Raw genomic sequence first — 22,776 nt, 5'->3', positions numbered from 1 at the left:
TCGCGGGTTGTTTCGTTTGAGTCATGGTGCCCAGGAGAGGACTCGAACCTCCACGGAGTTGCCCCCGCTAGCACCTGAAGCTAGTGCGTCTACCAATTCCGCCACCTGGGCGACTCAGGAGACGAATTGTGCCGAGTGTGAAGAAAACTGTCAACGATTTGTGTGAAGAAATTTCACGTTGAACTGGATCACTGTAGTGCCGAGTCATGCTCGGCAGGGGCTCTACCGGTAAAGCTTCTGCCGAGCATGGCTCGGCACTACAGTCGGGATTTTCTGTAAAGCTTCTGCCGAGCATGGCTCGGCACTACAGGTAAAAACTGCGGGCACAAAAAAACCCGCTTTCGCGGGTTGTTTCGTTTGAGTCATGGTGCCCAGGAGAGGACTCGAACCTCCACGGAGTTGCCCCCGCTAGCACCTGAAGCTAGTGCGTCTACCAATTCCGCCACCTGGGCGACTCAGGAGCGAGATTATGTAGGACGTTTCTGGTGGCGTCAACAGGTTTGTGAAGAAAAAGCGCGGTCAGTGTAGCCCGGGTAAGCGCAGCGCACCCGGGGGGAGTCACGGATGCCTTCGAGCGTTGGGGGAGACTGCGCTTACCCGGGCTACCGTGGCCTGTTTGTTCGAACCGCAGAAACGAAAAAACCCGCTTTCGCGGGTTTGATCTTGAAACGTGGTGCCCAGGAGAGGACTCGAACCTCCACGGAGTTGCCCCCGCTAGCACCTGAAGCTAGTGCGTCTACCAATTCCGCCACCTGGGCACTTCAGGCTGCGCAGTTTGAAGAGGATGTGGATCTTTGTCAACGTTTTTTCACAAACATCTGCAGTGATCGTGTGCGCACCTTGTACACCTAGGTCCATGTACCATGGAGGCTGATGAAAAACAAAAAGACCACTGGGGCCGACAAGGCCCGCAAGTCCGCCACCGGCAGCAAGCCGGGCAAGGCGCCGGGCAAAGCCCCCAAAGCAAAAACCGCCAAGCTGCCGCCATGGATGCCGGAGAGTTTGTCCGCGCCGGCGAAGTCGGGCGCAGCAAAACCAGGCAAGGCCGGCCCACGCGCCGCCGCCAAGCCGGGCAAACGCAAGTTCACCGACGATGCCGCCCCGCAGAGTTTCGTGCGCGGCCGTCGCAAGTCCGGTCCACCGGCTGCTGCGTTCGATGATCCTTACGCATCGCGTGAGGCCGAGCGCTACGCGCAGCCGATCGCCAGCCGCGAGGCCATCCTGCAGTTGCTGGACCGCTGCGAAGGCCCGCAGAACGCCGAGGAAATCGGTGCCGCGCTGGGCCTGATCGAGCCCGATCGTGCCGACGCGCTGTCCAAACGCCTTGGTGCGATGGTGCGCGACGGCCAGTTGGTGCAGAACCGTCGCGGCGGCTTCGCACCGGTCAGCCAGTTGAGCCTGATCCCCGGCGTGGTCATCGCCAACCCGGAAGGCTTCGGCTTCCTGCGCCCGGACGAGGGCGGCGACGATCTGTTCCTGTCGCCATACGAGATGCGCAAGGTCATGCACGGTGACCGTGCCTTGGCCAATGTCACCGGCATCGATCGCCGTGGCCGCCGCGAAGGCGCCATCGCCCGCGTGCTGGAACGTGGTGTAAACCGCCTGATCGGACACTTCAGCATCGAGGCTGGCATCAGCTACGTGGTGCCGGATGACAAGCGCATCCAGCGCAACATCCAGATCCCGGGCGACCTCACGGGTGGCGCCAAGGACGGGCAGCTGGTGGTCTGCGAACTGACCCATGCGCCGGATTCGCGGCGTCCGCCGATCGGCAAGATCATTGCCGTGCTCGGCGACAAGCTGACCCCGTCGCTGGTGGTGGAAACCGCCATCCACGGCCATGAGCTGCCCTACGAGTTCCCGCCGGAAGTGCTGGACGAAGCCACGGCCGTGCCGTTGACGGTGGAAGCCTCGATGATCGGCAAGCGCGTGGACCTGCGTTCGATGCCGCTGGTAACCATCGATGGCGAGGACGCCAAGGACTTCGATGACGCCGTCTATTGCGAGCCGAACCGCGACGGTTTCCGGCTGGTGGTGGCCATTGCCGACGTCTCCAACTACGTGCGTCCCGGCACGCCGCTGGATGACGAGGCGCAGCGCCGCGCTACCTCGGTGTACTTCCCCGGCTTCGTGGTGCCGATGCTGCCGGAAACGCTGTCCAACGGCATCTGCTCGTTGCGGCCGAAGGAAGACCGCATGTGCTTCGTCTGCGACATGCAGATCGGGCGCGATGGCCAGGTCAGCGAGTCGAAGTTCTACGAAGCGGTGATGAATTCACACGCACGCCTGACCTACACGCAGGTGTGGGCAGCGGTAGGCGAGGACGATGCGGACACCAAGGCCTTCATCGGCCCGTTGCTGCCACAGATCCAGAACCTGCACCAGCTGTACCGCATCCTGTCCAAGGCGCGCGAGCGCCGTGGCGCCATCGAGTTTGAATCCTCGGAAGTGCGCTTCGTGCTGGACAACCGTGGCGAGGTCACCCAGGCCGGCATGATGGTGCGCAACGACGCCCACAAGCTGATCGAGGAATGCATGATCGCCGCCAACGTGGAGGCCGCACGCTACCTGCTGTCCAAGCATGTGCCGGCGCCGTTCCGCGTGCATGAGCGGCCGCCGGAGTCCAAGTTCGCCGACCTGCTGGAGTTCCTCAAGGAATTCAAGCTGAGTCTGCCGCCGTGGAGCAAGGTGCAGCCGGGCGATTACACCAAGCTGCTGAAGAAGGTGCGCGAGCGCCCGGATGCGGCGTTGCTGGAGTCGGTGCTGCTGCGCAGCCAGTCGCTGGCGGTGTATTCGCCGGACAACAACGGTCACTTCGGCCTGGCGCTGGAGGCCTACGCGCACTTCACCTCGCCGATCCGTCGTTACCCTGATCTGCTGGTCCACCGTGCCATCAAGTACGCGTTGAGCGGCGGTCCACTCGACAAGTACACCTATACCCCGCGCGAAATGGCGGCCTTGTCGCTGCAGTGTTCCGAGCGTGAGCGCCGTGCCGATGAGGCCGAGCGTGAGGTCGACGAACGTTTCCGTGCCGCATGGATGGAAAAGCACGTCGGCAGCCAGTTCGATGGCGTGATCAGTGGCGTGACCAGCTTCGGCCTGTTCGTCGAGCTGGACGAGTCCAAGGTCAATGGCCTGGTCCACGTTACCCAGCTACCGCATGACTATTACCAGTTCGACCCGATCCGCAAGACGCTCAGCGGCGACCGCCGTGGCAATGAGTTCCGGCTCGGTGACCGGGTCCGCATCCTGGTGCTCAAGGCCAGCATGGAAGAGCGCAAGATCGACTTCCGGCTGGTCGAGAAGCTGGATGGCGAACCGCTGGAGGAAGGCCTGCCGCCGCTGCCCGAACGCGGCAAGCCAGCCAAGCGCACCAAGCAGAAGTATTGATGCCGGAAGCGGCCCTCGCAGCAGCGGCGGCCGCTATTCCCGCACCCCGCAGGCCGGTGGCAGCTGCGGGCCGCGCCGAATCGGCCTACCATTGCCACCCCCAGAAGTCCCCATGTGACGCCCATGAGCAAGCAGAACCAGTGGATCGTCGGCGTCAATGCCGTTGCTTCGTCGATCGAGAAAGACCCCGAAAACGTCCGCGAGGTCCTGATCGAGGCCGGCGCCAAGAACCCGCGCCTGGTCGAGATCGAGGAAGAGGCCCTGCGCAAGGGCATCGACGTGCGCAAGGTTAACGCCCAGGCGCTGGGCGGCGTGGCCGGCCAGGTCCGCCACCAGGGCGTGGTGGCGCGCTATGCCGCGCCCAAGCTGTGGGACGAGAACGAACTGAAGGGCCTGATCGAAGCGGCCGAAGGCAAGGCGCTGGTGCTGGTGCTGGACGAGGTGCAGGACCCGCACAACCTCGGCGCCTGCCTGCGCAGTGCCGCCGCCGCTGGCGTCACTGCAGTGGTGATCCCCAAGGACAAGAGTGCCCCGGTCAATGCGACCGTGCGCAAGGTCAGCGCCGGTGCCGCGGACAGCATTCCGGTGGTATCGGTGACCAATCTGGTCCGTTGCATCAAGGACATGCAGAAGCTGGGCGTGTGGGTGTATGGGCTGGCCGGCGAATCCGAAACCACCATCCACAAGCTCGACATGCGTGGCAACGTGGCGTTGGTGATGGGCGGCGAAGCCGACGGCATGCGCCGCCTGACCCGCGAAACCTGCGACCAGCTGGTGCGCATCCCGATGCCGGGCGACGTCGAGAGCCTCAATGTATCCGTGGCGACGGGTGTGGCATTGTTCGAGGCAGTCCGCCAACGCCTGTAAGGAACATCATGCCCCGCACGCCGCCTCGTCTCTTCCTCCGATTGACCGTGGCGCTGGCGGGGCTTTGCGTCCTGGGCGCCGCCGCGCAGGACGCACCGCGCCAACGCGCGCGTGAGCTGGGCGTCGCGCCCGGCATCTTCAGCCCAGGCAGCAACAACGCGATCACCGACGTAGCCGGCGTGCGCGTTGGCCAGGTGACGCTGAGTACCGGCAACACGGTACGCACCGGCGTTACCGCGATCCTGCCGCATCCCGGCAATGCCTACCGCTCGCGGGTGCCGGCGGCGCTGCATGTTGGCAACGGCTTCGGCAAATTTGTCGGCAGCACCCAGGTCAACGAACTGGGCGAACTGGAAACCCCGATCCTGCTGACCTGCACGCTCTGTGTGTGGAAGGCGGCCGATGCGATGGCCGATTGGATGCTGGCGCAGCCGGACATGCAGCAGGTGCGCTCGTTGAACGTGGTTGTTGGCGAAACCAATGATGGCGGCCTCAATGACATCCGCGCACGGCCGGTCACCGCCGCTGCGGTGCGCCGGGCATTGGAGAGTGCGAAGGGCGGGCCGGTGCAGGAAGGCAGTGTCGGTGCAGGCACCGGCACGGTGGCATTCGGCTGGAAGGGCGGTATTGGCACCTCCTCGCGCAAGCTGCCCGAGAGTCTTGGCGGCTGGACCGTCGGCGTGCTGGTGCAGGCCAATTTCGGCGGTGTCTTGCAAGTGGAAGGTGCACCGGTCGGGCGCGAGCTGGACCGTTATGCATTCCAGAATGCAGTGGCCGCGCAGGGCAATGTGCGCGGGCTTGCCGATGATCGCGGCGATGGCTCGGTGATCATCGTGGTGGCAACCGATGCGCCCTTGTCGGACCGCAACCTGCGGCGTCTGGCCTCGCGCGGAATGATGGGTTTGGGGCGCACCGGCAGCTCCGCCTCCAACGGCAGCGGCGATTATGTGCTGGCATTTTCAACGGCGGCGTCGGTGCGGCGTGGGTTTGATGCTGCGCAGCTGCAGACCACCGAACTGGCCAACGAGCAGATGAGCGCGGTGTTCCAGGCCAGCGTCGATGCGGTGGAAGAGTCGGTCTACAACGCCTTGTTCATGGCGACCACGGTCAGTGGCAATGGGCTGACGGTGGAGGCGATTCCGCTGGACAAGGTGCGGGAGGTTCTGCAGCGGCATGGGGTGAGCGCGCCGGGACAGTAGGGTGCCTGGAATGCTGCGGAACCAAGCCATTTTTGGCCAAGTCCCTTCTCCCGCTTGCGGGGTTAAGAACAGGCGTTCACGAGCCAAAGGCTCGTGACTGTTCGTGCGCCCCGCGTGCTACGCAGGGCCGGGGCGCGGAGCGAGGTGCCCGAAGAGCCTGCCCCCGCGAAGGCGGGGGGCGGATGAGGGGAGCGCTTCAGCTTCTCGGCCTTTCAGCTTTTGCTTCTCCGCTCGGCCCTCTCCCCAACCCCTCTCCCGGAGGGAGAGGGGCTCAAGTCGCCCCGCCACCCAGCGCCTTGTACAGCGTCACATCATTGACCAGCTGGCTGCGCTTGGTCTGCGCCAGCGACAGCTCGGCGTTACGGCGGGTCTGCTCCGCTTCCAGCCAGGTACGCAGGTCGGTGGCGCCGGCGCGATAGCGCACCTCGTACAAGCGCGCGATCTCCACAGCCTCGTCATACGAGGCCTGCGCCGCAGCGACCTGCTCCGCGAGGCGGGTGCGTGCCGACAAGGCGTTGTCCACTTCCGACAGCGCGGTATACAGCGTGCGCCGGAAATCATTGGCGGCGATCTGGTAGGAAAGATCGGCCGATTTGATGTCCAGCTGCATCTGCCGGAATTTCAGGAATGGAAGGCTCAAGCCCGCGCCCAGCGTCGCCACCGGATTGGTCAGTACATCCCCCAACGAGCTGCTGGAGCTGCCAACCGAACCGCTCAGGCTCAGGCTGGGGTAGTAGCTGGTGGCGGTCACCTTGATGCTCTTCAGCGACTGCCGCAGACGCAGCTCGGCAGCGCGCAGGTCCGGCCGGCGTGCCAGCAACTCGGCCGGCATGCCTTCGACCAGGGCCGGGCTCTGCGCGACATCAAGGTTCTGCGGCTCGTTCGCCAGCGGCCAGGGCTGGCCATCGAGCAGCACGGTCAGCGCATTGCGGGTTTCCACCCGTTGCTGTTCCAGCTGCGACTGTGCGGCCTTCTGGCTCTCGATGTTCTGCTGCGCCTGGCGCACTTCCAGCCGCGATACACCGCCGGCATCGAACTGTGCCTGTACCAGGGAAGCGGTGCGCTGCAGGCGCTCAAGATTGGCCTGGCCGGTGGCAATCGCCTGGTTGAGGTAACCCAGCTGCCAGTACAACTCGGTGCTCTGGCCGACCAGGCTCAGCGTGGTGCTCTGCAGGTCCTGCGCGGTGGCCTGCGCTTCCCACTGGGCGATATCGCGCTGGCCGCGCAGCTTGCCCCACAGGTCCAGCTCCCAGCCCAGCGACACGCTGGCGCTGTGGTTGCGCGACCAGTCGTCGCTGCTGTCGGTACTGCGGCTGCCGCTGGCGCTGACCGAGCCGCTGGCCTGTGGCCACAGGTCGGCGGAGGCCAGTCCGGCCTGGGCGCGGGCACGTTCCAGCTTCAAGCCGGCCGAGGCCATGTCGGTGTTGCTGGCCAGTACGCGTTCGATCAGCTGGTCCAGGTTCGGATCGGCGAAGCCCTGCCACCAGGCATCTGCATGCACATCGGCAACCGGTGCGGTCACTTCGTGCTGGATGGCCTGCACCGGCGCATTGGCAGCAGCGTTGCCGCGTCCATAGACGTTGGGCACGCGCAGGTCGGCAGCAGGGTCGGCGCTGGGCGTGGTGGCGCAGCCGGCCAAGGCAGCGGTCAGGGCGGCGGAGAGCAGCAGGGGACGCAGTGATTTCATGGTCATCTTCATTCGCGGGCCAAGGCCTCGACCGGGTCGAGCTGGGCGGCGTTGCGGGCCGGCAGGAAACCGAACGCCACGCCGATCAGGGTCGAGCAGGCGAAGGCGGCAATGATCGAGCCGGTGGAGAACAGCAGGGTGAAGCTGGCGCCAAAGGTCTGGAAGGCCCAGCCGATCGACAGCGCCAGCGCGATGCCCAGCACGCCGCCGAGCAGGCAGACCAATACCGCCTCGATCAGGAACTGCTGGCGGATGTCGCTTTGCCGCGCACCCACGGCCATGCGCACGCCGATCTCGCGGGTACGTTCGGTCACCGACACCAGCATGATGTTCATCACGCCGATGCCGCCGACCACCAGTGCAATCGCGGCGATCGCACCGATCAACAAGGTCATGGTCTTGGTGGTGGACTCGATGGTCTCGCGGATCTCGGCGGTATTGCTGAGGAAGAAGTCCTCGGTGCCGTGGCGCAGGGTCAACAGTTTGGTGATCGCCGACTGCGCGGCATCCATCGGCGTGTCGTCCTTCACCCGCAGGGTGATGCTGCTCAGGTAGGTCTGCCCCAGCATGCGTGCCATCACCGTGGTGTACGGCACCCAGACGCTGAGATTGGTGCTGCCACCAAAGCCCATCGACTGGCGCTTGGCCACGCCGATCACCCGAGCCGGCACATTGCCCAGCAGCACCACCTTGCCCAGCGGATCATCACTGCCGAACAGCTGGCTGCGGGTGTTCTCGTCGATCACCACGACCTGTGCCAGGCCCTTTACCTCGCTTTCGTCGAAGTAGCGACCGCTGACCAGGGTCATGCCCTTGACCCGGAAGTACTGGTCGCCAATACCGGCAACCTGTGCCGAGGCAGCCTTGTTGCCGACCCGCGCGGTCACCGAACTGGACACGCTGGGGGTGACGCTGTCGATGTAACTCTGCGTGGCCAGTGCTTCGGCATCGCTGCTTTTCAACGTCTGCACGCGGGCCGAGCGCATGTCGCCGAAGCCACGACCCGGGTAGACGTCGATGGTATTGGTGCCCAGCGAGGAAATGTTCTGCAGGATCTGCTGCTGCGAGCCATTGCCCATCGCCACCACCGACACCACCGAGGCGATGCCGATGATGATGCCGAGCATGGTCAGGAAGGTACGCAGGCGGTGTGCGTTCATTGCCAGCAAGGCCATGCGGAAAGCTTCGACGAAGCGATCACGTGCGGCCTGGAAGGCGCTGCCACCGGCGCGCACGGGCTCGGTGCGCTGCTGCGTCTGCAGTGCCGGCACCTTGTCGTTGCGGCGGTCGGCGATGATCTCGCCATCGCGGATCTCGATGATGCGCTGGGCGTGCTCGGCCACGTGCATGTCGTGGGTGACGATGATGATGGTCTGGCCTTCGGCATGCAGCTCGCCGAGGATGTTCATCACTTCCTCGCCCGAAGCGCTGTCCAGCGCGCCGGTGGGTTCGTCGGCCAGGATCACCTCGCCACCGTTCATCAGCGCACGCGCGATGGACACGCGCTGCTGTTGGCCACCAGACAACTGGCCTGGCTTGTGGCCCATGCGGTCGCTCAGGCCAAGGCGGGTGAGCAGGGCCTCGGCCCGTTCGCGCCGTGCCTCGTGCGGGGTGCCGGCGTAGATTGCCGGCACTTCCACGTTGCCACGTGCGTCCAGATCTCCCAATAGGTGATAGCGCTGGAAGATGAAACCGAAATGCTCGCGGCGCAGCTCGGCCAGTTCGTCCGGTTGCATGCGGCCGGTTTCGCGTCCAGCCACTTTGTAGGAGCCCACGGTGGGGCGGTCCAGGCAGCCGAGGATGTTCATCAGGGTCGACTTGCCCGAACCGGACTGGCCGACGATGGCGACCATCTCACCGGCATGGATGTCGAGGTTGACGTCCTTGAGTACGGCGATGGTTTCCTCGCCGGCGGGGAACTCACGACGCAGGTCGCGCAGTTGCAGCAGCGGCTGGCTCATCGGCGCGGACCACCCATCATCGGGCCCATCGGGCCGCGCTGGTTGCTGCTGCCGGATTTCTCGCCGGCGGTGACTTCGCCGACCACGACCAGCTCGCCTTCCTTCAGGCCTTCCAGTACTTCGACGTTGGAGCCGTTGTTGAGGCCGACCTTGATCGTACGCGGCTCGGGTTGCCCGTCCTTGTTGACCACGCGGACCACGTAGCTGTTGCTCTTGGCCAGTGCGGCGGCATCCGGCTGGCGACGTTGCTGGCGCTGGCCTTCCTGCTTGCTGCGGGCGGCGCGTTGCTCGCCATTGGCGGCAGTCGCACCGGGGCCACGGCCGCCTTCCGGCACCTTGCGGCCGAGCGCGACGGTGGGGATCAACAGCGCGTCCTTGGCCTGGGCCAGCATCACCGAGACCTGCGCGGTCATGTCGATGCGCAGCGTGCCGTCCGGATTCTCGACGTCGAACAGCGCGTTGTAGTACACGGCGGTGCTGGAGCTGGACGAGGAAGAGCTGCTGGAGCTGGTGCTGTCGGTGCTGATCGAGGCCGGCGCCGGGTTCACCGTGCGCAGCTTGGCTTCGTACTTGTGGTCCGGATTGCCGAGGATGGTGAAGTACACCGGCATGCCGGGTTTGACCTTGACCACGTCGGCTTCGGAAATCTCGGCATTCACGGTGACCAGGTCCAGCCGCGCCAGCTTGACGATGGTCGGCGCGGACTGGTTGGCGTTGACGGTACGGCCTTCTTCGGCAACCACCGCGACCACGGTGCCGTCGATGGGCGCGGTGATACGGGTATAGCCGAGGTTGGCCTGGGCGGTGCCCAGCTCGGTTTCGCGCTGGCGGATCTGCGCATCGAGGGCGCGGATCTGCGCACGGGTGCTGGCCAGGTTGGCTTCGGCCGACTCGTAGTCGGCGCGCGAGGTGGCTTCGGCGGCCAGCATCTCCTTCTGGCGGGCGAAAGCCAGCTCGGATTCCTTCAGCGAGGCAGTCTGCACCGCACGCTGGGCGCGGATGTTCTCCAACGCGGCTTCGGCATTCTTCAGGCTGTTTTCCTGGGTGACCGAATCGATCTCGGCGATCAGGTCACCCTGCTTGACCACATCACCCAGCTGCACCTTCAGCACCTTGATCTGGCCCGAAGCCTGCGCACCGACGCTGACCAGCTTGTAGGCATCGATGACGCCGGTGGCGTCGACCGTCTGTTCCAGATCGCCACGGCTGACCGGCGAGGTGGCCATCGAAGGAGTAGCGGGCTTGCGTGTGGCCCAGAACACGCCGCCGGCGGTCAGGGCGACGATGGCAGCGGCAAGCAGGATGCGGTTGCGGCGGGAGGAGGGCAGCAGCTTCACGGTGATCAGGGACTCAGGCTGGGCCGCAGCGTGCGGCGTTGATGCCAGTGTGGTCAGCGCCCTGTTCAGCCTCAAGGCACAGTGTGTGTCGGCATGTATCAGGTTCAGCCAGCAATGTATCGGCGTGTATCAAGTGCGGGCGTTGATACCTGTGGATACACTGCGGCCGCGCACGACGATCCGCTAGCATGGATCATTGCCCCATGACGGACATACAGACCTTGCACCGCTTGTTGGTGGTAGACGACGACAGTGACATCCGCAGCCTGCTGGCCGAGCAACTGGGCCGGGCCGGCTATGCCGTGAGCACGGCGGCCGATGGCAACCAGATGCGCCAGGTATTGGCGCGCGAGCACATCGACCTGATCGTGCTTGACCTGAACCTGCCGCGCGAAGACGGCCTGGCGTTGTGTCGCGAGTTGCGGGTGCGTTCGACCACGCCGGTGATCATGCTCACCGCACGCAGCGAGCCGATCGATCGCGTGCTGGGGCTGGAAATGGGCGCCGACGATTACCTGGCCAAGCCCTTCGAGCCGCGCGAGCTGCTGGCACGCATCCGCAACGTGCTGCGCCGGACCGAGGCCTTGCCGACCAACATGGAACCGCTGGCGATGCGCCGGGCGCTGTTCTCCGGCTGGGTATTCGATCTGGAACACCGGCATCTGGTTGACCCGGCCAAGCGCGTGGTGATGTTGTCGGGAGCCGAGTTCCGCCTGCTGCGGGTGCTGGTGGCGCATGCCAACAAGGTGTTGTCGCGCGAGCAGCTGGTGTCGCTGAGCAGCGGTCGCAACTATGAATCACAGGACCGCGCCATCGACCTGCAGATCAGCCGCTTGCGGCAGAAACTCGCCGATGCCGGCGGTGCCGACGGCCTGATCAAGACGGTGCGCAACGAGGGCTATGTGTTCGCCAGCGCGGTGACGCTGGAATGAAGCGGCTGCGCCTGTTCCTGTCGTCGATGGCCGGGCGGCTGTTCGTCATCCTGCTGGTCGGCATGATGGTGGCGGCGATTGGCGCGACATTGCTGGCCGAGAGCCGGCGCCAGCAGGAATTCGAGCGGCAGAACCTTGCGCGTATCGCCGACCGTCTGCAGGGCTTCGTCAATCTGCTGGACGGCAACCCGGAGCTGCGCAGCCGCCTGCTGGCGGTGGGCGGACCCAATGTGCGCGAGGTGAAAGGCGACTTCCGCGTCGGCGATATGGACGAGTCCCTGATGGCGGTGCTGGCGGCACGCGGTGGTGCAGTCGCCAATGCGCAGGTGCGCGCGACCAGTTTCCGCTCCTGCATGCCGCCGCTGCCGGAATTCCTGCCACCACCTGGGCACGGACAGCGATCACAGCACCCGCGTGAGCGCGATCCGGCATTCACCCCGCCGCGCTGCCGTCTGGTGGAGTTGCAGCTCACTGATGGCACGCCGCTGCGCTTGGCGCTGGAATACCCGGCGGTGGCAAGGCGCAGCGGGGCGGCGTTTGACCCATGGTTCCTGTCGCTGCTGGCATTGGCGATTGGCCTGCTGGCCTATGTGGTTGCACGCATCGCCAGTTCGCCATTGCAGCGATTGGCGAACCACGCCACCGAGCTTGGCCATGACCTGCAGCGCGAACCGCTGCCGGTCAGCGGACCCTTGGAAGTGCAGCGTGCTGCCGAAGCCTTCAATGCCATGCAGAAGCGTCTGCAGCGCCACTTGAGCGAACGCACGCAGATGCTGGCGGCGATCACCCACGACCTGCAGACGCCATCGACGCGGCTGCGCCTGCGGCTGGAAAACGTGCAGGACGAACAATTGCGTGAGCGCCTGATCGGCGATCTTGCCGCGATGCAGGCCTTGATTCGCGAGGGACTGGATCTTGCTCGCAGTGCCGAGAGCGCCGAGCAACGTGCGGCGCTCGACCTGGACTCGCTGCTGGAAAGCGTGGTCGAGGACGCTGCCGAGTCCGGTCATGACGCGGTGCTGCAGCAGGGGAGCGGGGCGGTGCTGATGCTGCGGCCGTTGGCGATGCGGCGTTTGTTCTCCAATCTGGTCGACAACGCGGTGAAGTATGGCCGCGCCGCGCATGTCAGTGCACGCCGTGATGGCGATGCAGTCGAGGTGCGGGTGCGTGACAACGGGCCGGGGCTGGCCGAGGACGAACTCGAAGCCGTGTTCACCCCGTTCCTGCGCCTGGAAACCTCGCGCTCACGCGAGACCGGCGGCGCTGGCCTGGGCCTGACCATCGCCCGTGCACTGGCAGAAAAAGACGGTGCAAGCTTGATCCTGCGCAATCACCCCGAAGGCGGTCTGGAAGCCATCGTTCGGTGGGAAGCGCCGCAGTGGCCGGCCAGCGCCTAGCGGCGCTGGGCTGTTGTAGGAGCGGCGTCAGCCGCGAAGCTGGCTATCCGCCAGACTCAAGCAATGGTTTCCTGCGCTCGACATACCAATGATGGTCTGCCTTCGCTCGCGCCGGATGTATCTGTTGCTTCGCGGCTGACGCCGCTCCCACAACAGCGGGGGCGCTAGGCTTTCACACCACCAATCACACTCTGGCGGAAATCCCTGCTGCCAGCGCTTGCTCAACCCTGCAACAAGTCCTCTGTTTGCTAGTATCGCCACACCAGTTTGGGGCATGAACGATGGCAGCAGAGAAGAATCCGGCAATCCGGTCGGGCATGGGGATGCGCGCGACGTCAGGCAGGGCGAGGGTCTTTGCAAAACGATGTCTGGCAGCGCTGAGCGTGTTGGCAGGGGTTGCTGCGGCACCTGCCTGGGCGCAGGGTGGAGTTGAAGGTTTCTCGCCGTCGCTGGCGGTATTGCCGCTGCCCGGCCTGCTCGCCGGCCTGTGCCTGCTGTTGCTTGTGCTGGTGCTGTGGCTGGCGTTTCAGCTCAGGCAGCAACGTGGCCAGGCCCAGCAGCTCGCCGCGCAGGAGCACGCTCGATCCGAACAGCTGCAGCAGCAGAACGACCGGCTGGAAGTTGCCCTGCTGGAGAAGGCGCAGCTGGAACAGCGGCTGCGCGAGCAGGCCGAAGCGTTCGAGCGCTTGGCCAATGAGGATGATCTCAGTGGCCTGCCGAACCGCCGCGCATTCGATGACGTGCTGGCGCGTGACATGGCGGCAGCGCGTCGTACCGGACGCTCCCTGAGTCTGGTGGTACTGAGCATCGATCACCTCAAGCAGATCAATGCCGAGTGGTCGCGCGCGGTGGGTGACCTGGTGCTGTGCGAGGTAGGCGACCTGATGCGACGCAGCCTGCGTGCATCCGACATGCCGGCACGGCTGGGCAACAAGGAATTTGCCGTGCTGTTGGCCGATACCGCGTTGCCCGAGGCCGAGATCGCCTGCCAGCGCCTGCAGCGTCTGTTTGGTCAGTACGCCGAATGGGGTGGGCACGAGGCCGGTGACATCAAGGTGAGTTTCAGCGCGGGCGTAGTGCAGCTGGGTGAAGACGACCAGGCGCCGGTGCTGTTCTACCAGCGTGCCAAGAACGCATTGGCGCAGGCAAAGAAGGAAGGCCGCGCAAGGACCTGCGCGGCCTGATGATCTTGAAGCTCAGCGGCTGGGCGCGGTTGGCCAGGCGTTGACGATCTTGCAGAACAGGCGCGCGGTCTGTTCGGTGTCGTATACCGCGCTGTGCGCCTCACTGGCATCCCACTCGAAGCCAGCCGCCTGCACCGAGCGGGCCAGCACGGTCTGACCGTAAGCCACGCCGGCAAGCGTCACCGTGTCGAACACGCTGAACGGATGGAACGGGTTGCGCTTGTGGCCGCTGCGGGCGACGGTGGCGTTGACGAAATTCAGGTCGAAATGCGCGTTGTGGCCGACCAGGATCGCGCGCTGGCAGTTGTACTTCTTCATCGCCGCACGCACCGGCGCGAACACATGCTCCAAGGCATCGCGCTCGGGCTTGGCGAGGCGGAACGGGTGGTCGAGCACGATGCCGGTGACTTCCAGCGATTTGGGATCGATTTCGGTACCTTCGGCCGGGATCACATGCGCACTGGCGGTCTGGCCGGGGTAGAGCAGGCCGTTCTCGTCCATCTCCACCGGCACGGCGGCGATCTCGAGCAAGGCGTGGCGATTGCAGTCAAAGCCGCCCGTTTCCACATCCACCACCACCGGCAGGAAGCCACGGAAGCGTTGCGCCATCGGCGTGAAAGCAGGGCGGGGGACCGAGGGTTCAGCAAGTTCGTTCATCGCAATAGGGTAGCAGAGCGGGTCAAGTGGCCGCGTCAGCAAGGGGCGGTAAGCGCTGTGGGGCACCTGTAGTGCCGAGCCATGCTCGGCAGGGGCCTTCCCGTGTAGTGCCGAGCCATGCTCGGCAAGGGCTTTACCGGTAGAGCCTCAGCCGAGCATGGTTCGGCTCTACAGGGGCATTCCCGGCAATGCCTGAAAGCCAACCCTTCCCTACGCCTTCGGCGCAAGGGAGGGGGCCAAGCTGCCCAGCAGACAGCCCTTGTCCCGCAATTGCTGCAGCATTGCCGCGCCATTGCTGACGAAAACAGCATCCGCCGCTGTACCTGCTTCGGCCGCCAACTCCCGCAGCTGCTCAAGCCCACTGAGCTCGGGAAACTGCTCCAGCCTTTCCAGCAACCGGTACAGCATCGGCGAAAGTTCGGAGAACACGATGTTTCCATGAGCCTCACGCCGGGCCAGCAACAACGTCGGCTGTAACGGTGGCTCACTGGGCTGATATTCCAGACCAATCCGATGCACCGGCCACTGGTAGGCCAGTGCCCGGCAGCAGGCTGAACAGACCGGGCTGGCAGCCAGCAGGTCGCCACCAGGATCATGCGCAGGCAGCGGCTCGTCGCTGATTTTCAGCGCCAGTTCGATCCATTCGTAATGCGCCAGTTCCAGCAACCAGGGCGCTTGCGGATCGACCGGCCGACTGTCCAGAAAGGCAATGAACTCCTGGCCGATCTCCGGGAACAACGGCGTGTGCGCGTGATGCTCGCGACAGAAGTCGCGCACCAGCTGTTGCCAGTGGGATTCACCCAAGGTGCGCGCGATTACCGGAAAATTCGCGGCCAGCAGACTCTGGATATTGTTGAAGTACAGCTCGCGATACACCTGCATGCGTGTGTCGTCGATACCCGCCGGAGCAGGCTGCTGCAATGGGTCGCGCAGGTGTGCGGCAAAGCGCAGCTGCAGTTCGCGCAAGGAATCAGCCATGGGCGGCCTGCTGCAACTGGCGGATACGTGTCAGTTCTTCAAGCAGTTCAGGCAGTGGCGGGAAGTTGAAGTCGCGTTCCAGCAGGGTGGGGCGCACACCATGCATGGTGTAGGCATCGGCCAGCAGTGCCCAGACATCGCCCTTGACCGGCATGCCATGGGTATCGATCTTCAGGTCTTCGGCTTCGTCGTGATGGCCGGCAACGTGGTAACTGGCAATGCGTTGCGAGGGCAGCCGTGCAAGAAAGTTGCGGGCGTCATAGCCATGGTTGATGGCGTTGACGTAGACATTGTTGACGTCCAGCAGCAGGTCGCAATCGGCCTCGTCCAGCACGGCGTTGATGAAGTCCGCCTCGTCCATGTCCGCCGCAGGTACCGCGTAGTAGGAGGCATTTTCCACGGCGATGCGACGGCCCAGGATGTCCTGTGTCTGGCGGATGCGCGCGGCCACATGGCGCACGGCTTCATCGGTGAACGGCAGCGGCAGCAGCTCGTAGAGATGGCCGTCATCCGTGCACCAGCTCAGATGCTCGCTGTAGAGGGCGACCTGGTGCTGGTCGAGGAAGCGCCGCGTGCGTGCAAGGAATTCCAGATCCAACGGGGCGGGGCCGCCCAGCGATAGCGACAGGCCATGGCAACTCAGCGGATGTTGCTGCGACAGTGCGGACAGCGCTTCGCCCAGACTGCCGCCAACCCCGATCCAGTTGTCCGGGGCGCATTCGAGAAAATCGAATGCGCCGGCCGGTGCCGCCTGCAAGGCGTCGAGCAGCGAGCGCCGCAGGCCCAGGCCAGCGCTGGCCTGGGCGGGCATGCGCTGGTGGGGTGGTGTGCAGGGCTTAGTGCTTACCGCCACACTTGCCCTCACCACATTTGCCTTCGGCCTTGGCTTTGTCGGCACCTGCGGCTGCTTCGCCATCAACCTTGGCGGCATCGGTCCTGGGCTTGTCCTTGTCGGCACCGCACTTGCCCTCGCCACATTTGCCTTCGCCGCACTTGCCCTCGGCCTTCTGCTTGGCGGCGGCATCGGTGCTTTGCGCGGTAGCGGTAGCCGCTTGTGCTTCGGTGGTTGGTGGGGTCTGGGTGCTGGCACCGAGGGCATAGCCCTGGGCCAGGTCGGTCATGGCAAAAGCAGGGGCCGCCATGCCGCCGAGCAGGGCGGCGCCCAGGGCGAGCGTGGTGGACTTGCGGATGTCGATGGCCATTGATGGTGTCTCCGGTGGTGGTTGGGCCGGGGGGAGGCTGGAGCTTAGCAAGCGGTCCGGCGCAATGGCGTGACCTTGCCACCGTTGGAATGGCAACGGGCCCACTTGGGGCCCGTGTTGGTTCAGCTGGCGATGGTGATCAGCGATGGCCGCTGACGATATCGATGATGAGCCCGGTGGCGACTGCCATCAGCACGTAGCGGTCATCGACCTTGCGCCATTCGTTGCCGCGCCCGGGCCGACGCAGGCCATGCTTGCTGTAATCGGCAATACGGTTGCCGCGCTGGTTCTGTGGCAGGCGCTCGCCCTTGCGTGGGACATGGTGCGCGCTGTTGCTGGATGCGTGGCGGGCGCCGTTGTGCGCGGCCGGTGCAGGTGTGCTGGTGCGATGGCTTTGGGCGTGCTGGTCAGCACTGTGGGCCGACTTGTCGCGACGAATGTCGTCGCGGTCACGATCCTGCGATGGGCCGGCAAGGGCGGCACCGGAGGCGAACAGGGACAGAACCAGGAGGGTGGCAGCGATACGCTTCATGGCAATTCCTCAGTGCGCGGCGGGAGTGCTGCGGACGAGTCCATGCTCGAAAAAAATGCGTGAATGACTGATTAAAAACACCGGCTGCACGGTGTCGCTTTGTACCAGTCTGTATCAGCCCGCCACGACGAGGTGCAGCGGGCTGATGCGGACCGGATGGCAGCGCGGCTGCTGCGCATGCAGGCAGCGGCCGGACAACCGTCGATCAGGCGTGATCGACGGTGCTGGTTTCGTCGCGCTTCTCGCGCGGCGGCAGCGGCGCATCACCGTGTACCAGGAACCATACGTTCTCGGCGATGTTGGTGGCGTGGTCGCCGATACGCTCAAGGTTCTTGGCCATGAACAGCAGGTGCGTGCACGGGGTGATGTTGCGCGGGTCTTCCATCATGTAGGTCAGCAACTCGCGGAACAGCGCGGTGTACTGGGCGTCCAGACGCGCGTCGTCGGCGCGCAGGCTCAGTGCGGCCTCGGCATCGTTGTCGCGATAGGCTTCCATCGCGCGGCGGACCTGCTGCGCGGCGAGCCGGCCGAGTGCGCGTACGCCCTGGATCTGCGGCAGCGGCGGCACCGCGGCCAGCGCGATGGAGCGCTTGGCGACGTTGGCGGCATAGTCGCCGATGCGTTCGATGTCGGCGGGGATGCGCAGGCCGGCGAGGATCTCGCGCAGGTCGCGGGCCATCGGCCCACGCAGGGCCAGGCGCATCACGTCGTGGCTGATCTGCTGCTCGAGCTGGTCGATGGCCTCGTCGTTGGCGACGATGCGCTGCGCGGCCTTCTCGTCGCGGCGTTCGATCACGTCCAGCGCGGCTTCGAGCTGGGCAACGGACATTTCGCCCATGCGCACGATCTCGGTTACCAGTCGCTGCTGTTCTTCGTCATAGCTCTTGACGATGTGGTCGTTGGGAAGATTCATGGAATGCTCGCTGGAGACGGTTCGGGTGGGACTGCATTCGTTCGGTAGCTGCGTTGCCATCCATGGCGTACATCTGGCTTCGGGGTGCGGCCCGGCCATCCTTGGCCAGGCGTCCAGCGGGCGGCGGACCGCGACACGGTCCGCCTGCGCCAGCCTCAGCCGAAGCGACCGGTGATGTAGTCCTCGGTCTGCTGCTTGGAGGGATTGGAGAAGATGGTTTCGGTGCGGTCGTGTTCGATCAGGTCGCCCAGGTACATGAAGGCGGTGTAGTCGGACACGCGCGCGGCCTGCTGCATGTTGTGGGTGACGATGGCGATGGTGTAATCGTTCTTCAGCTCTTCGACCAGCTGCTCGATGCGGCTGGTGGAGATCGGGTCCAGCGCCGAGGTCGGCTCGTCGAGCAGCAGCACGTCCGGACGCAGGGCCACGGCACGGGCGATGCACAGACGCTGCTGCTGGCCACCGGACAGGCCCAGCGCGCTCTGGTTGAGCTTGTCCTTCACTTCGTCCCACAGCGCGCCCTGGCGCAGTGCCTGCTCGACGCGCACGGCCATGTCGGCCTTGGACAGCTTCTCGTGGTGGCGGATGCCGTAGGCGACGTTCTCGAAGATGGTCATCGGGAACGGCACCGGCTTCTGGAACACCATGCCCACCTTGGAACGCAGGCGGTTCATCGGGTACTTGGGCGAGAGGATGTTCTCCCCGTCCAGCAGCACTTCACCGCGCGCTTCCAGCTTGGGGTACAGCGCGTAGATGCGATTGAAGATGCGCAGCAGGGTGGACTTGCCGCAACCGGAGGGGCCGATCAGCGCGGTGACACGCTTTTCCGGAATCTCCAGGTTGATGCTCTTCAGCGCATGGAACTTGTCGTAGTAGAAGTCCAGGCCGCGTGCAGCCAGCTTGACCGGCGCTGGCGTGTGCAGCGACTGGTTGGCGGCGGGCACGTTGATGCGCTGCATCGGTACGGCGTTGCTGAGGTCGTTCATGGGAAGGTCCATGGCAATCAATCGTTTAAGTTCAATCGTTCGAGATGCGGTTACGCAGCAGCAGGCCGCGCGCGGAGAGGCTAACCAGCAGGACGAACACGGTCAGCACCAGGGCGCCTGCCCAAGCCAACACCTGCCAGGATTCATACGGGCTGCCGGCAAACTGGTTCATCACCACCGGCACCGAGGCCATCGGCTGCATGACGTTGCTGTTCCAGTACTGGTTGCCGAAGGCGGTGAACAGCAGCGGCGCGGTTTCGCCGGAGATGCGGGCCAGCGCCAGCAGGATGCCGGTGACGATGCCAGCCATGGCGCTGCGGTACAACACCTGCATGATCACCTTCCATTGCGGCACACCGAGAGCCAGCGCGGCTTCGCGCATCTGCACCGGTACCAGGCGCAGCATTTCGTCGGTGGTGCGGATCACCACCGGCAGCACGATGAAGGCCAGCGACAGCGCACCTGCAAATGCCGAGAACTGGCCGCCGGTCTGCATCACGTACAGCGTGTAGACGAACAGGCCGAGCACGATCGACGGTGCCGACAGCAGGATGTCATTGACGAAGCGGACCACGGTGCCGGCCTTGCGGGCGTTGCCGTACTCGGCCAGCCAGGTGCCCGCGGCGACGCCCAGCGGCGTGCCGATGCCGATCGCCATCGCACACATCACCGCGCTGCCGAAGAAGGCGTTGAGCAGGCCGCCTTCCTGCATTGGCGGCGGCGTCATCTTGGTGAAAAGATCCAGGTTGATGCCCGGCAGGCCCTTGGACAGCAGCGTCCACAGGATCCAGCCGAGGAAGAACAGACCGAACAAGGCGGTCGCACAACCCATGAACAGGGCCACGACATTGACGACGCGACGGCGCAGGTACAGCGAATCAGCGGAAGCGGACATCAGTTGCCCTCCTTGCGGGACAGGCGCATCAGCATCAGGCGGGCCAGTGCCAGCACCACGAAGGTGACGATGAACAACACGAAGCCGAGCAGCAGCAGCGCCGAACGGTAGGTCTCGGTGGCTTCGCCGAAGTCGTTGGCGATCAGTGCGGCGATGGTGGTGCCAGGCTCCAGCAGCGAGGGGGTCAGACGCACGCTGTTGCCGATCACGAAGGCGACCGCCATCGTTTCGCCGAGCGCACGGCCCAGGCCGAGGAACACGCCGCCGATCACCGCGGAGCGGGTGTAAGGCAGCACGATGTCCCAGCTCACTTCCCACTTGGTCGAACCCAGCGCGTAGGCCGATTCCTTCAGGCGGGTGGGGACGGTGAGGAAGACCTCGCGCATCACCGAGGAGATGAAGGGAATGACCATGATCGCCAGCACGAAGCCGGCGGTGAGCATGCCGATGCCCAGCGGCGGGCCGCGGAACAAGGCACCGATCACCGGGAGCGGGCCGATGTGGTCGTTCAGGAAGGGAGTGACGTATTCGGTCATCACCGGCACCAGCACGAACAGGCCCCACATGCCGTAGATGATCGACGGGATGCCTGCCAGCAGTTCGATGGCGGTGCCAACCGGGCCACGCAGCCAGCGCGGCGCGACTTCGGTCAGGAAGAAGGCGATGCCGAAGCTCACCGGCACGGCGATCAACATCGCGATCAGGGCGGTGACGATGGTGCCGTAGATCGGCGCCAGCGCGCCGAACTTGTTCTCGACTGGATTCCACTCGGAGGAGTAGAAGAAGCTCAGGCCCTGCTCCTGCAGCGCGTGGCGGCCGCCCCAGAGCATGGACAATGCGGCGCTGGCCAGGGCGACCAGGACGAAGATGACGGTGGCGACCAGGAACCAGCGGAACAGACGCTCGTTGCGGGCGTCACGCAGGTCGCGCGATGTGGGCGAGGAAGCTAGGGACGGTGCAATGGCATTCATGGCAGCGGCAGGGGCCCAGGTGGATGCGGTGAAATATCAATCCCTCGTTGGAGGGGGGAGCCGTCGTTTCTACTTTTGTTCGTCACTCCCGCGTTGGCGGGGATCGCTTTTCAGCGGTCATTCCCGCGTAGGCGGGAATCGCTCTTGCTGTTGATGGTGCGTGTGACTTCAACGGCAAGCGCAGGAACAAAAGCAACAGCAACAGCAACAACAAAAGCAGAATCACGAGCGATCCCCGCCTTCGCGGGGATGACGCACTGGCAAGGGCGGGGCCGCTAAGCGGCCCCGCGCCAGTGCGTCACTTGAACTCAGCAGCCCAATAGGCTTCGATCTGGGTGACCAGCTCGGCCGGCAGCGGCACGTAGTGCAGCTCGTTGGCCTGGGCCTGGCCATTCTCGAAGGCCCACTTGAAGAACGCGCGGGTATCGGCGCTGCGCTTGGCATCCTTCGGCTGCTTGTGCATCAGCATGAAGTTGGTGGCAGTGATCGGCCATGCATTGGCGCCCGGTGCGTTGGTGATCACCAGGTTGAAGTCCTTGGCGTTGGCCCAGTCGGCGCTGGCAGCAGCGGCGGCAAAGGTCTCGGCGGTCGGCTGCACCCAGCTGCCAGCGGCGTTCTGCATCGAGGCATACGGCATGTTGTTCTGCAGGGCGTAGGCCAGCTCGACGTAACCGACCGAACCCTTGATCTGCTGCACGTAGGAGGCAACGCCTTCGTTGCCCTTGCCACCGACGCCGTCCGGCCACTGCACCGAGGTGCCTTCGCCAACCTTTTCCTTCCACTCGCCGCTGACCTTGGACAGGTAGTTGGAGAAGTTGAAGGTGGTGCCCGAACCGTCGGAGCGGTGCACCAGGGTGATCTTGGTGTCGGGCAGGGTCACGCCCGGGTTGGCGTCGGCGATGGCCTTGTCGTTCCAGGTCTTGATCTTGCCCAGGAAGATGTCAGCCAGCAGGGTGCCGCTCAGGCGCAGCTGGCCCGGCTGCAGGCCTTCCAGGTTGACCACCGGCACCACGCCGCCGATTGCCGACGGGAACTGGCCCAGGCCAGCCTGCGCGAGTTCTTCGGTGGAAAGCGGCTTGTCCGAGGAGCCGAAGTCGACGGTGCCGGCCTTGATCTGGGCGATACCGCCACCCGAGCCGATCGACTGGTAGTTGATCTTGGCGCCGGTCGCGGTGTTGTAGTCGGCCGACCACTTGGACACCAGCGGGAAGATGAACGATGCGCCGGCACCGGAGATCTCAACGGTAACCTTGTCACCTGCGGCCGCTGCGGAGGCACCCGCGGCGTCTGGGCCGGAAGCGGCCTGGTTACCCTTGTCACCACAGGCCGACAGGCCCAGGGCGATGGCCAGCGAAAGGGCGGCAAGACCGGTCGTGTGCAGCTTCATGCGTCACTCCATAGCGGGGTAAATGCCGGCATCGCCGGCGGATGCGGCTATGAAATGATGTTTTTGTTACAGCCTGATTACATCGTGAAAAAAATCTGAAAAAGCTCACAGAATCAATGGCTGTCGGGTAGGCGGCTGCCGGGCCTGGAGGCGGGAATGTCGTCCGAAGGTGAAGGGCTTTCCGGTAATCCCCGTAGTGCCGAGCCATGCTCGGCAGGGGGCTTTACCGATAGAGCCTCAGCGTAGTGCCGAGCCATGCTCGGCAGGGAGCCTTCCTGGCGGAGCTTCAGCCGAGCATGGC

General features: G+C 64.9%; 19 protein-coding genes and 3 tRNA genes. 6 read left to right on the top strand and 16 right to left on the bottom strand.

Annotated features, from left to right (window positions below; all coding sequences use genetic code 11):
* Positions 1 to 24: 24 nt before the first annotated feature.
* The 3 genes from ACVOLI_RS16460 to ACVOLI_RS16450 form a co-directional block, all read right to left on the bottom strand.
* Positions 25 to 111 (bottom strand) — tRNA-Leu (locus ACVOLI_RS16460).
* Positions 112 to 365: 254 nt separating this feature from the next.
* Positions 366 to 452, bottom strand: a tRNA-Leu gene (locus tag ACVOLI_RS16455).
* A gap of 219 nt (positions 453 to 671) precedes the next feature.
* Positions 672 to 758: transfer RNA gene (locus ACVOLI_RS16450), tRNA-Leu, on the bottom strand.
* A gap of 115 nt (positions 759 to 873) precedes the next feature.
* Here ACVOLI_RS16450 and rnr point away from each other — a divergent pair.
* From rnr to ACVOLI_RS16435, 3 genes are all read left to right on the top strand, one after another.
* Positions 874 to 3,390 (top strand): ribonuclease R, encoded by a 2,517-nt coding sequence (gene rnr, locus ACVOLI_RS16445; protein WP_481615230.1) that lies wholly within the window; start codon positions 874 to 876, stop codon positions 3,388 to 3,390.
* 123 nt (positions 3,391 to 3,513) lie between these two features.
* Entirely contained in the window at positions 3,514 to 4,257 is a 744-nt protein-coding gene (rlmB, locus tag ACVOLI_RS16440) for a 23S rRNA (guanosine(2251)-2'-O)-methyltransferase RlmB (RefSeq protein ID WP_481615229.1), read from the top strand.
* An 8-nt stretch (positions 4,258 to 4,265) separates the two neighbouring features.
* Positions 4,266 to 5,456, top strand: a complete 1,191-nt coding sequence (locus ACVOLI_RS16435) for a DmpA family aminopeptidase (RefSeq protein ID WP_481615228.1) — start codon at positions 4,266 to 4,268, stop codon at positions 5,454 to 5,456.
* 271 nt (positions 5,457 to 5,727) lie between these two features.
* Here ACVOLI_RS16435 and ACVOLI_RS16430 read toward each other — a convergent pair whose 3' ends face one another.
* From ACVOLI_RS16430 to ACVOLI_RS16420, 3 genes are read right to left on the bottom strand one after another with little or no spacing between them, the layout of a single operon-like run.
* On the bottom strand, positions 5,728 to 7,143 hold the full coding sequence (locus ACVOLI_RS16430; protein ID WP_481615227.1) for an efflux transporter outer membrane subunit: 1,416 nt from the start codon (positions 7,141 to 7,143) through the stop codon (positions 5,728 to 5,730).
* Between the two features lie 8 nt (positions 7,144 to 7,151).
* Positions 7,152 to 9,104: a MacB family efflux pump subunit gene (locus tag ACVOLI_RS16425; protein WP_481615226.1), complete on the bottom strand. Its 1,953-nt coding sequence runs from the start codon at positions 9,102 to 9,104 to the stop codon at positions 7,152 to 7,154.
* The gene (locus ACVOLI_RS16420; protein ID WP_481615231.1) at positions 9,101 to 10,447 is read right to left on the bottom strand and encodes an efflux RND transporter periplasmic adaptor subunit; all 1,347 of its coding nucleotides are present in this window, start codon (positions 10,445 to 10,447) and stop codon (positions 9,101 to 9,103) included. Before ACVOLI_RS16420 ends, ACVOLI_RS16425 begins: the two co-directional genes overlap by 4 nt.
* A 197-nt stretch (positions 10,448 to 10,644) precedes the next feature.
* Here ACVOLI_RS16420 and ACVOLI_RS16415 point away from each other — a divergent pair, with 197 nt between their 5' ends.
* From ACVOLI_RS16415 to ACVOLI_RS16405, 3 genes are all read left to right on the top strand, one after another.
* On the top strand, positions 10,645 to 11,373 hold the full coding sequence (locus tag ACVOLI_RS16415; protein WP_282272210.1) for a response regulator: 729 nt from the start codon (positions 10,645 to 10,647) through the stop codon (positions 11,371 to 11,373).
* Positions 11,370 to 12,770 (top strand): ATP-binding protein, encoded by a 1,401-nt coding sequence (locus ACVOLI_RS16410; RefSeq protein ID WP_481615225.1) that lies wholly within the window; start codon positions 11,370 to 11,372, stop codon positions 12,768 to 12,770. The genes ACVOLI_RS16415 and ACVOLI_RS16410 overlap by 4 nt, the downstream gene beginning before the upstream one ends.
* Before the next feature lie 383 nt (positions 12,771 to 13,153).
* On the top strand, positions 13,154 to 13,954 hold the full coding sequence (locus tag ACVOLI_RS16405; protein ID WP_481615224.1) for a GGDEF domain-containing protein: 801 nt from the start codon (positions 13,154 to 13,156) through the stop codon (positions 13,952 to 13,954).
* A gap of 12 nt (positions 13,955 to 13,966) precedes the next feature.
* Here the strand turns inward: ACVOLI_RS16405 and rnt are convergent, their stop codons facing one another.
* From rnt to pstS, 10 genes are all read right to left on the bottom strand, one after another.
* On the bottom strand, positions 13,967 to 14,611 hold the full coding sequence (gene rnt, locus ACVOLI_RS16400; RefSeq protein ID WP_481615223.1) for a ribonuclease T: 645 nt from the start codon (positions 14,609 to 14,611) through the stop codon (positions 13,967 to 13,969).
* 210 nt (positions 14,612 to 14,821) lie between these two features.
* Positions 14,822 to 15,589, bottom strand: a complete 768-nt coding sequence (locus tag ACVOLI_RS16395; RefSeq protein ID WP_481615222.1) for an HvfC family RiPP maturation protein — start codon at positions 15,587 to 15,589, stop codon at positions 14,822 to 14,824.
* A complete protein-coding gene (locus ACVOLI_RS16390; protein ID WP_481615221.1) occupies positions 15,582 to 16,400 on the bottom strand; it encodes an HvfB family MNIO-type RiPP peptide maturase in 819 nt (272 codons plus the stop codon). The genes ACVOLI_RS16395 and ACVOLI_RS16390 overlap by 8 nt, the downstream gene beginning before the upstream one ends.
* Positions 16,401 to 16,425: 25 nt before the next feature.
* Entirely contained in the window at positions 16,426 to 16,791 is a 366-nt protein-coding gene (locus ACVOLI_RS16385) for an HvfA family oxazolone/thioamide-modified RiPP metallophore (RefSeq protein ID WP_481615220.1), read from the bottom strand.
* 139 nt (positions 16,792 to 16,930) lie between these two features.
* The gene (locus ACVOLI_RS16380) at positions 16,931 to 17,323 is read right to left on the bottom strand and encodes an RcnB family protein (RefSeq protein WP_481615219.1); all 393 of its coding nucleotides are present in this window, start codon (positions 17,321 to 17,323) and stop codon (positions 16,931 to 16,933) included.
* Between the two features lie 205 nt (positions 17,324 to 17,528).
* Positions 17,529 to 18,236, bottom strand: coding sequence for a phosphate signaling complex protein PhoU (gene phoU / locus ACVOLI_RS16375; protein WP_282272928.1), 708 nt, complete (start codon positions 18,234 to 18,236; stop codon positions 17,529 to 17,531).
* Between the two features lie 155 nt (positions 18,237 to 18,391).
* Positions 18,392 to 19,222, bottom strand: a complete 831-nt coding sequence (gene pstB / locus ACVOLI_RS16370; protein WP_282272926.1) for a phosphate ABC transporter ATP-binding protein PstB — start codon at positions 19,220 to 19,222, stop codon at positions 18,392 to 18,394.
* A gap of 31 nt (positions 19,223 to 19,253) precedes the next feature.
* Positions 19,254 to 20,117 (bottom strand): phosphate ABC transporter permease PstA, encoded by an 864-nt coding sequence (gene pstA, locus ACVOLI_RS16365; protein ID WP_303746900.1) that lies wholly within the window; start codon positions 20,115 to 20,117, stop codon positions 19,254 to 19,256.
* Positions 20,117 to 21,088 (bottom strand): phosphate ABC transporter permease subunit PstC, encoded by a 972-nt coding sequence (gene pstC / locus ACVOLI_RS16360; protein ID WP_282272922.1) that lies wholly within the window; start codon positions 21,086 to 21,088, stop codon positions 20,117 to 20,119. The genes pstA and pstC overlap by 1 nt, the downstream gene beginning before the upstream one ends.
* Before the next feature lie 298 nt (positions 21,089 to 21,386).
* Positions 21,387 to 22,475: a phosphate ABC transporter substrate-binding protein PstS gene (gene pstS, locus ACVOLI_RS16355; RefSeq protein ID WP_481615218.1), complete on the bottom strand. Its 1,089-nt coding sequence runs from the start codon at positions 22,473 to 22,475 to the stop codon at positions 21,387 to 21,389.
* Positions 22,476 to 22,776: the final 301 nt, after the last annotated feature.

It is taken from the genome of Stenotrophomonas sp. STEN029, assembly GCF_056760015.1.
The sequence above is the reverse complement of the archived record's forward strand: the minus strand, read 5'-3'. Positions and strand labels throughout refer to the sequence as shown.

What these genes read in the sequence shown, in the direction of transcription:
- ACVOLI_RS16390 (WP_481615221.1), bottom strand. Translation starts at nt 16,400, where the DNA reads ATGCCCGCCCAGGCCAGCGCTGGCCTGGGCCTGCGGCGCTCGCTGCTC.
- ACVOLI_RS16380 (WP_481615219.1), bottom strand. Translation starts at nt 17,323, where the DNA reads ATGAAGCGTATCGCTGCCACCCTCCTGGTTCTGTCCCTGTTCGCCTCC.
- pstA (WP_303746900.1), bottom strand. Translation starts at nt 20,117, where the DNA reads ATGTCCGCTTCCGCTGATTCGCTGTACCTGCGCCGTCGCGTCGTCAAT.
- ACVOLI_RS16425 (WP_481615226.1), bottom strand. Translation starts at nt 9,104, where the DNA reads ATGAGCCAGCCGCTGCTGCAACTGCGCGACCTGCGTCGTGAGTTCCCC.
- rlmB (WP_481615229.1), top strand. Translation starts at nt 3,514, where the DNA reads ATGAGCAAGCAGAACCAGTGGATCGTCGGCGTCAATGCCGTTGCTTCG.
- ACVOLI_RS16410 (WP_481615225.1), top strand. Translation starts at nt 11,370, where the DNA reads ATGAAGCGGCTGCGCCTGTTCCTGTCGTCGATGGCCGGGCGGCTGTTC.
- phoU (WP_282272928.1), bottom strand. Translation starts at nt 18,236, where the DNA reads ATGAATCTTCCCAACGACCACATCGTCAAGAGCTATGACGAAGAACAG.
- pstB (WP_282272926.1), bottom strand. Translation starts at nt 19,222, where the DNA reads ATGAACGACCTCAGCAACGCCGTACCGATGCAGCGCATCAACGTGCCC.
- rnr (WP_481615230.1), top strand. Translation starts at nt 874, where the DNA reads ATGAAAAACAAAAAGACCACTGGGGCCGACAAGGCCCGCAAGTCCGCC.
- ACVOLI_RS16430 (WP_481615227.1), bottom strand. Translation starts at nt 7,143, where the DNA reads ATGAAATCACTGCGTCCCCTGCTGCTCTCCGCCGCCCTGACCGCTGCC.
- pstC (WP_282272922.1), bottom strand. Translation starts at nt 21,088, where the DNA reads ATGAATGCCATTGCACCGTCCCTAGCTTCCTCGCCCACATCGCGCGAC.
- ACVOLI_RS16435 (WP_481615228.1), top strand. Translation starts at nt 4,266, where the DNA reads ATGCCCCGCACGCCGCCTCGTCTCTTCCTCCGATTGACCGTGGCGCTG.
- rnt (WP_481615223.1), bottom strand. Translation starts at nt 14,611, where the DNA reads ATGAACGAACTTGCTGAACCCTCGGTCCCCCGCCCTGCTTTCACGCCG.
- ACVOLI_RS16385 (WP_481615220.1), bottom strand. Translation starts at nt 16,791, where the DNA reads ATGGCCATCGACATCCGCAAGTCCACCACGCTCGCCCTGGGCGCCGCC.
- pstS (WP_481615218.1), bottom strand. Translation starts at nt 22,475, where the DNA reads ATGAAGCTGCACACGACCGGTCTTGCCGCCCTTTCGCTGGCCATCGCC.
- ACVOLI_RS16395 (WP_481615222.1), bottom strand. Translation starts at nt 15,589, where the DNA reads ATGGCTGATTCCTTGCGCGAACTGCAGCTGCGCTTTGCCGCACACCTG.
- ACVOLI_RS16415 (WP_282272210.1), top strand. Translation starts at nt 10,645, where the DNA reads ATGACGGACATACAGACCTTGCACCGCTTGTTGGTGGTAGACGACGAC.